Here is a 6,363-nt window from a genome sequence, read left to right on the forward strand (position 1 = left end):
GAAGGACGAGCCCCAGCCGTCCGCGATGATCCCGACCCGGGCGAAATCGATGTCGCCGCGCGTCTCCAGATAGTCCATGACGCCGGGAATTGCGCTCTCGAGATCCCGGCGCCGCAACAGCGCGTCGAGATAGTCGTCGCGCTGGTCGCCGAGCAAATCGAGCGCCAGCATCGAGAATCCACGCTCGCGCGCATGCGGCACGAGCTTGAACAGGAATTCCTCCTTGCGATGGCCGGGCTCGCCGATGCAGATCACGGTCGGAGCCCGTCCGCTTCCCGTCGGCGCGGGAATGAAGTAGCCCTGCAACGCATGTCCGTCGAGCCAGGGGATGGTCACGACTTCGCCGGCGGGCCCGCGCGCCGCGAGATAGCGGCGGGCGCATTCCTGCATCGCGAGCACCGCAACCCAGCGGCGCTCGTCGGCCGGGTCGAGCGGCATCGCCGCCGCACCGTAGTAGTTCATGGCGCGCAGCCAGTTGCGCTGCGCGCTCGCCATGTGGCCTTCCGCGAACGCGGCCTCGGCGCGCTGCCGATTGGCCTGCGCCAGCTTCTTCCACTCGCGATGCCAGGACCGGTCGTCACCGCGCTTCAGCTGCCGCGCGATCATCAGGCATTCGGCGATCGTGGCGCCGCCCTCCTGGGCCGCGGTCAAGAGCCGCGTAAATTCAGCGGAGATGTCCTCCCGCTCCGGGCAAAGGATCCAGTCGTCGGAGAGGCATGCGGGAATCATCGGAGCTACGCTCTATCATCGCGTTATCCCCGATTGAGTAAACTATTTCAGTTTACCGACCAAGCAGCCGTGCACCGAATGAGAGCCGTTCGAGATCACCATCGCTTGAACGAAACGGCCCCCTCGCATGCGTGACATTCCAATTCGTCATGAGGCGACGAACATTGGCAGGAGGTGGCACGTACAATTACCTGCGCGCCTCTTGCCATGATGATTATCATACCTATATCGGCGCGCCTTTCGAGGCGGTCTCAACCGAGCCGCCAGCCGACCTCCTGCGTAAAGCTTTCGTAGAAGGCGCGGTCATAGGCCTGCTCCGGCGTGGCGCGCACGCGTTCGTCGAGTCGCTCAGCGTCCTCGCCGACGAGGATGCGCCAGCGCTCCGCCTTGACCCCGTCGAGAATGATCTTCGCGGCTTGCGCAGCCGTGGTCGGCGCATCCTCCAGGAAGCTGCGGGCGCGTTCGGCGAACGCCGCCTGGATGTCCTCGTCCGACATCTTGTCGGCATCCGGCACGCCGGCCGCGACCATCCGCTTGCGGGTCAGCGCGACCTCGTCGGCATTGAGTCGCTCCGATCCGTCGGCGCTCTGCACCTTGCGCGAGTTGGAGACGATCGAGGTGCCGATGTGACCGGGCATCACCACCGAGCATTTGACGTGCGGCGCATGCAGGCGGAGGTCGTTGATCAACGCTTCGGTAAATCCCTTCACCGCGAACTTGGCCGAGCTGTAGGCGGTGTGCGCCTGGCCCATGCCGATCGAGGCCCAGAAGCCGTTGACGCTCGCGGTGTTGACGATGTGGGCCTCGTCCGCCGCGACCAGCATCGGCAGGAAAGTGCGCACGCCGAGATAGACGCCGCCCCAGCAGATGTTGAAAGTGCGCTCCCACTGCTCGCGCGTGTTGGTGAACAGGCTGCCGCCGCCGCCGATGCCGGCATTGTTGAACAGCAGGTGGATCCTGTCGGTCTTCTGCTGCTCGGCGAGCTCGTCGCGAAAGCGCTTCAGATGATCCTCGATCGAGACGTCCGCGACATGCGTCGTGACGCGCAGGCCCTGCGGCAGCTTCTCGATCTCGCAGAGTCGCTTGGTCTCCGCCATCGCGGCCTCCGAGACGTCGCACATCGCGACATTGCAGCCTTCGGCGACGAGTTGCCGCGCGAGCTCGCGCCCCATTCCCGTGCCGCCGCCGGTGATGACTGCGATCTTTCCTGCGAAATCCTTCATGGGACTTTCGGCCCCTCCCTTGTCGGTATGTTTCTTCGTCATCGCGCACTCACTGGAGCGCGCACGAAATGTAGCAGCGCCGCATCCGCAAATGAAAGCGGATCGGCGATGCAATCTTCAGCATCAGTTATTTCGGCGCGCGGACTATTGGCCGTTCCGGTGCTGTTGCCACGCGGTCCGTGCATGTGAGGCAGCCTCGCCCGCGGCACATCCTTCGAGACGCCCGCCGTTGGCGGGCTCTCAGGATGAGGACTGGGTGCGTGGCAGCAGCTTCAACGAGCACCGATGTTCATCAGCCTCATCCGGAGGAGACCGCGCAGCGGTCGTCTCGGAGGACGAGGCGCTTGCTCGGCCATCGCCAGGAAGCACACGCGATAGCCCGGCCGTTGCGAGAGAGCGCCCGCGTCGCTGCCGCCACAGTCGGGCAAAAATGCCCGGTTCCCGTATTTGTCCGGCTTCGGTTTATGGGCATTTTTTTACAATCCGAATCATCAAATGGACTCCGGATGCTGGGTCGAGTCGGCCAGGCCAGCGTGTTGTTTGCGTGTCACAGGCTCTGGCACTCCGCTTGCATCCTCTTCGTGGTCTGAAACTACCGATGAGGTGACAGGAATGTTCGTGACCGTCGTTGCCGTGCTCTGCCGGCTGAGTGCAGCCAGCTCAGGCAGTTGCATCGAGGAAATCGTGACCGACAGCAACATGACGCCCGAGATGTCGATGATGCAATGTGCGATCGGCGCACAGGCGCCGCTCGCGAAATGGATGGGCGAGCATCCGATCTATCACGCCAATTGGCGCCTGGATCGGTACAAATGCGTGCCCGGCCATTACGAGATCAAGGGCCACGCCTAAGGCCCCGCAAAACTACTGATCCGAGGAAACGCCCGGGGGCCGCCGTGCCCTCCGCGCGAGCACCGTCAGCGCCAGCCCCATCGAGGCGGCGCGCCCTGTGACCACGGTCACACCGTCCCCCTAAGCCACCATGCGCATGATGAGCGCACGCGCCTTGCGCCCTTCCGGCGTCGGCATCAGCGCGTAGTTGTGTGGCTGGTCACGCAGCAGATGCAGCTCGACCGGCACGCCCACCGCCCTCGCCCGCTCGGCGAGATCGACGCTGTCGGGATAGAGCAGATCGCGAGTCCCAGCGAAGATCGTCATCGGCGCCAGGAAGCGGAAGGCGCCGTTGAGCGGACTGACGAAGGGATGGCCGACATCGAGCTCGCCGGCATAGAGCCGCCCGGCCTCGACGATCCCCGGAATGTCCTGGATCGGATCGCGCGCGGCGATCTCGATTTGCTCGGGACGGCTGACCGACGCATCTGCCGCGGGCGAGATCAGCACCAGCCGCGCCGGCTGTCGATGACCGCGATCGCGCAGCCATTGGCACGCGGCGAGCGCGAGGCCAGCGCCGGCCGAATTGCCGACCACCGTGACCTTTGCGGGTCCGGCGTCTTCCAGCAGCATGCGCAACAGCTCGCCCGTCGCCGGCACGACGTCCTTGGCAGTCGCGCGCGGCGCCAGCGGATAGATCGGCACAACGCACGACACGCGCGCCTTGCGCGTCATCTCGCCGACGAAGCGCCAATGCGCCGGCGCGATCTCGTTGATGAAGCCGCCGCCGTGCAGGAACATGACGTAGTTGCAGTCCTCAAAGCCCGACGACGGCGCGGTGTAATAGACCGGCCAGCCGCCCATCTTGGTCAGCGTCGCCTCGACGCCGCGCCCCAGGCCCGTCGGCTCGTAAGAGGCCGGCTGCAAGGCGAGCTTCTGCACATGCGCCTGCACGGCTTCGATTGATGCCAGCTGCTGCTTGTAGGGCAGCAGGGCGAGCAGCATGTTGAAGACGCGACTTTGCAGGCTTGGGGCGGGATCGCGCCGGGCCGGTGGACCGAACACGCAACCGCCCGGGCAGAACTGCAAGGCCGACACTAGTCTGGCAACGCTCATGGCCACATCCCCATCTGGCACTTTCGAAACGGCGACAAGGGGCTTGCCGACCCACCGCCACCTGCCGATATAATGCGAGTATTCGCTCGCTTTTCCTACTCGCATTCGGATCAAAAGATCGTGGCTCGCCAACCGCCGACAAAACCCCGGAAAAATGCCTCGCAGGCGCGATCACGCGCCACCATCGACGCTCTGGTCGAGGCGACCGCTCGCATTCTGGTCCGCGAAGGTTTTGAGAAGGCCAGCACCAACCGCATCGCCGAAATCGCCGGCGTCAGCGTCGGTTCGCTCTACCAGTATTTTCCAAGCAAGGAAGCGCTCGTCGCCGCCGTGATCGACCGTCACAACGACGAGATCATGGGCATCGTCCGCGCCGCGCTCGTTGAAGTCGCCGATCTGCCGATCGACAAGGCGGTGCGAAAACTCGTCACCGTCGCGATCGACGCCCACCGCATCAATCCGAAGCTACACCGCGTCCTCGCCGAGCAGATCCCACGCACCGGCCAGCTCAAAGACGTCGAAGCTTACAACCGAGAGATCCAAACGTTAGTGCGCGCCTATCTCGAAAGCCGCCGCAAGGAGATGCGCAAGGTCGATCTCGATGTCGCAACCTTCATCTGCGTCAGCGCGATCGAAGCGATCGCGCACAACACGGTGCTGCACGGCGCCGAGATGCTGTCGGAGAAGATGGTGCGGACGCTGGTGGACGAGACGACGCGGATGGTGGTGGGGTATTTGAGGTAGGGGCCCTTACGGAGATCTGCTCCAAAGCTCAAAAGTGATAGTTCACGCCCACGCGCGCCACGTGGAAATCCGCCCGGCCAAAATTCGCCGTGTATCTGGACAGGTTCGGACCAATGCCCGTTGCGAGTGCGATTGCCGTCACTGACGATTTGCCGAGGTCAACGTAAAGATATTCGGCCTTGAAGCTCCAACGAGGCGCAAAGCGCCATTCGCCGCCTCCACCCAACGTCCAGCCGGTCTGAATGCGGGAATTGCTCCCCGTGAAGCACGTCAATCCCGTTGTACAAGCAAATGAAGTGCCGCTGACGGAGATACTGAAGCCTCCAGGCGGTCCGTTTACGATATAGTCGTCAAATGTCGCCACCCGACCAAAAGCGAAGCCGCCGGTCCCATACAGAAGAACGCTAGGCGAGACCAGCGCCCCAAAGCGCCCACGAATACTCCCCCACCAATCAATCTTTTGCTCGGCCGAGATGGTCTGTGTGAAAGCTGGGGGCAGAATCGGCGCGGTTTCGCGACCGCTTCCGCGCAAGCTGGATGCGCTCAAGTCGCCTTCAACGCCGACGAGCCATTTGCCACCCAGCTGCCAATTGTAGCCCGCCTGCAAACCTCCCGTTACACCATTGATCGAAAAATCGTGAGCGCTGAGAGCAACCTGCCCCGCAAACGGAGCTACAAGCGGAACTCCGGGATTGAAAAGGAAAGCGGAAGCGGCGTCACTCGTAAAACCCACGGACCGGTTTGCCCATGCCCCGCCAACGTTGCCGCCTACATAAAATCCCGTCCAGCTTGGGCTGGGGTCAGCTGTGCGCGCTTTCGTGAAAAGTGAAGGGCTTTGGTCAGCAGCTTCCGCCCCCGACGCGACACTCGCCAAGACTGCTACAGCGGCCAGCACTCTTCTCACGGGACGCCCCCTCCGCGATTCCAACGCGCCCGAAATTCTTAAATCATGTTGACGCTGCACGCTGTGACGCCAAGGCAACACTCGCGGAACGTTGCAACCGCAAACGTGCGGCCCGCGGTAACCCGCCCGAAAATTTGATTCTTTGAAATGGTCGGAGCGAGAGGATTTGAACCTCCGACCCCTAGTCTCCCAGACTAGTGCGCTAACCGGGCTGCGCCACGCTCCGAACGTCGTTCCATTAGCTAGGATCGGCGCGATGCGCAAGGCGAGGCCACAGCATTTTGGTGCCTCTCCCTCCGTGGGCTCGGAGCCCAAGCGCCCGGAACTGCCGGCAAAGCCGACTGAACCCGCTCCTCACCCGTCCTTCAGCGCCTGATCCAGCATTTCGCGGCAGGCGACGAGGTCGGCGAGGACGCGTCCGAGGCGCTCCCGGTCCAGCGCACTGGGGCCAGCCGGGGCTGCGGCCATCGTGCCGCCCTTGCGGAAGGTGGTGAGGATGTCCTCGTCGTCGACCTCGGTGAAGCGGAAGTCGATGCCTTCCTCCTCATCCCCCTGGTAGTCGTCATCGTCGCTGTCGGCGACGCCCTTGATGGGCGCCTCCTCGTCCTCGGGCTCCATCAGGCTGGCGCCGATGGCGTCCTCGATGGCGCCGAACGAGACCGCGGCGGCGCTGTCGGCGAGGCCCTGCACCGATTTGACGCCGTGCTCCTTCAGGATCCGCTGCACCCCGCGGATGGTGTAGCCCTCGCCGTAGAGCAGCCGGCGGATGCCCTTGAGCAGGTCGACATCGTCGGGGCGGTAATAGCGGCGGCCGCC

Annotated in this window: 7 protein-coding genes and 1 tRNA gene; 2 read left to right on the top strand and 6 right to left on the bottom strand. The window is 63.9% G+C overall.

Features of this window, described 5'->3' with window-relative positions:
* Positions 1 to 729: alpha/beta hydrolase family protein (locus IC66_RS0120050; protein WP_038948782.1), on the bottom strand; the 729-nt coding region annotated here is incomplete at its 3' end.
* Positions 730 to 980: 251 nt separating this feature from the next.
* Complete coding sequence (locus tag IC66_RS0120055) at positions 981 to 1,952, bottom strand: SDR family NAD(P)-dependent oxidoreductase (protein ID WP_038948784.1); 972 nt, start codon at positions 1,950 to 1,952, stop codon at positions 981 to 983.
* Between the two features lie 612 nt (positions 1,953 to 2,564).
* On the opposite strand from IC66_RS0120055, the gene IC66_RS0120060 reads away from it, so the two are divergent.
* Positions 2,565 to 2,804, top strand: coding sequence for a hypothetical protein (locus IC66_RS0120060; protein ID WP_007611067.1), 240 nt, complete (start codon positions 2,565 to 2,567; stop codon positions 2,802 to 2,804).
* Positions 2,805 to 2,924: 120 nt separating this feature from the next.
* Here IC66_RS0120060 and IC66_RS0120065 read toward each other — a convergent pair whose 3' ends face one another.
* On the bottom strand, positions 2,925 to 3,899 hold the full coding sequence (locus IC66_RS0120065; RefSeq protein WP_038948785.1) for an alpha/beta fold hydrolase: 975 nt from the start codon (positions 3,897 to 3,899) through the stop codon (positions 2,925 to 2,927).
* 120 nt (positions 3,900 to 4,019) lie between these two features.
* Here IC66_RS0120065 and IC66_RS0120070 point away from each other — a divergent pair, with 120 nt between their 5' ends.
* Entirely contained in the window at positions 4,020 to 4,643 is a 624-nt protein-coding gene (locus IC66_RS0120070; protein ID WP_038948786.1) for a TetR/AcrR family transcriptional regulator, read from the top strand.
* A 28-nt stretch (positions 4,644 to 4,671) separates the two neighbouring features.
* On the opposite strand, the gene IC66_RS0120075 is transcribed toward IC66_RS0120070, so the two are convergent.
* From IC66_RS0120075 to IC66_RS0120085, 3 genes are all read right to left on the bottom strand, one after another.
* On the bottom strand, positions 4,672 to 5,628 hold the full coding sequence (locus IC66_RS0120075; protein ID WP_083859306.1) for an outer membrane protein: 957 nt from the start codon (positions 5,626 to 5,628) through the stop codon (positions 4,672 to 4,674).
* Between the two features lie 67 nt (positions 5,629 to 5,695).
* Positions 5,696 to 5,773: transfer RNA gene (locus IC66_RS0120080), tRNA-Pro, on the bottom strand.
* A gap of 128 nt (positions 5,774 to 5,901) precedes the next feature.
* Positions 5,902 to 6,363, bottom strand: a 462-nt coding sequence (locus IC66_RS0120085) for a MerR family transcriptional regulator (RefSeq protein WP_038948788.1), incomplete at its 5' end; no start/stop codon positions are given.

The sequence above is a fragment of the Bradyrhizobium genomosp. III genome, from assembly GCF_000261705.1.
GTDB lineage: Bacteria > Pseudomonadota > Alphaproteobacteria > Rhizobiales > Xanthobacteraceae > Bradyrhizobium > Bradyrhizobium ottawaense.

Excerpts from the sequence above, each read along its gene's own strand:
- IC66_RS0120055 (WP_038948784.1), bottom strand. The coding sequence starts at position 1,952 with ATGAAGGATTTCGCAGGAAAGATCGCAGTCATCACCGGCGGCGGCACG.
- IC66_RS0120060 (WP_007611067.1), top strand. The coding sequence starts at position 2,565 with ATGTTCGTGACCGTCGTTGCCGTGCTCTGCCGGCTGAGTGCAGCCAGC.
- IC66_RS0120065 (WP_038948785.1), bottom strand. The coding sequence starts at position 3,899 with ATGAGCGTTGCCAGACTAGTGTCGGCCTTGCAGTTCTGCCCGGGCGGT.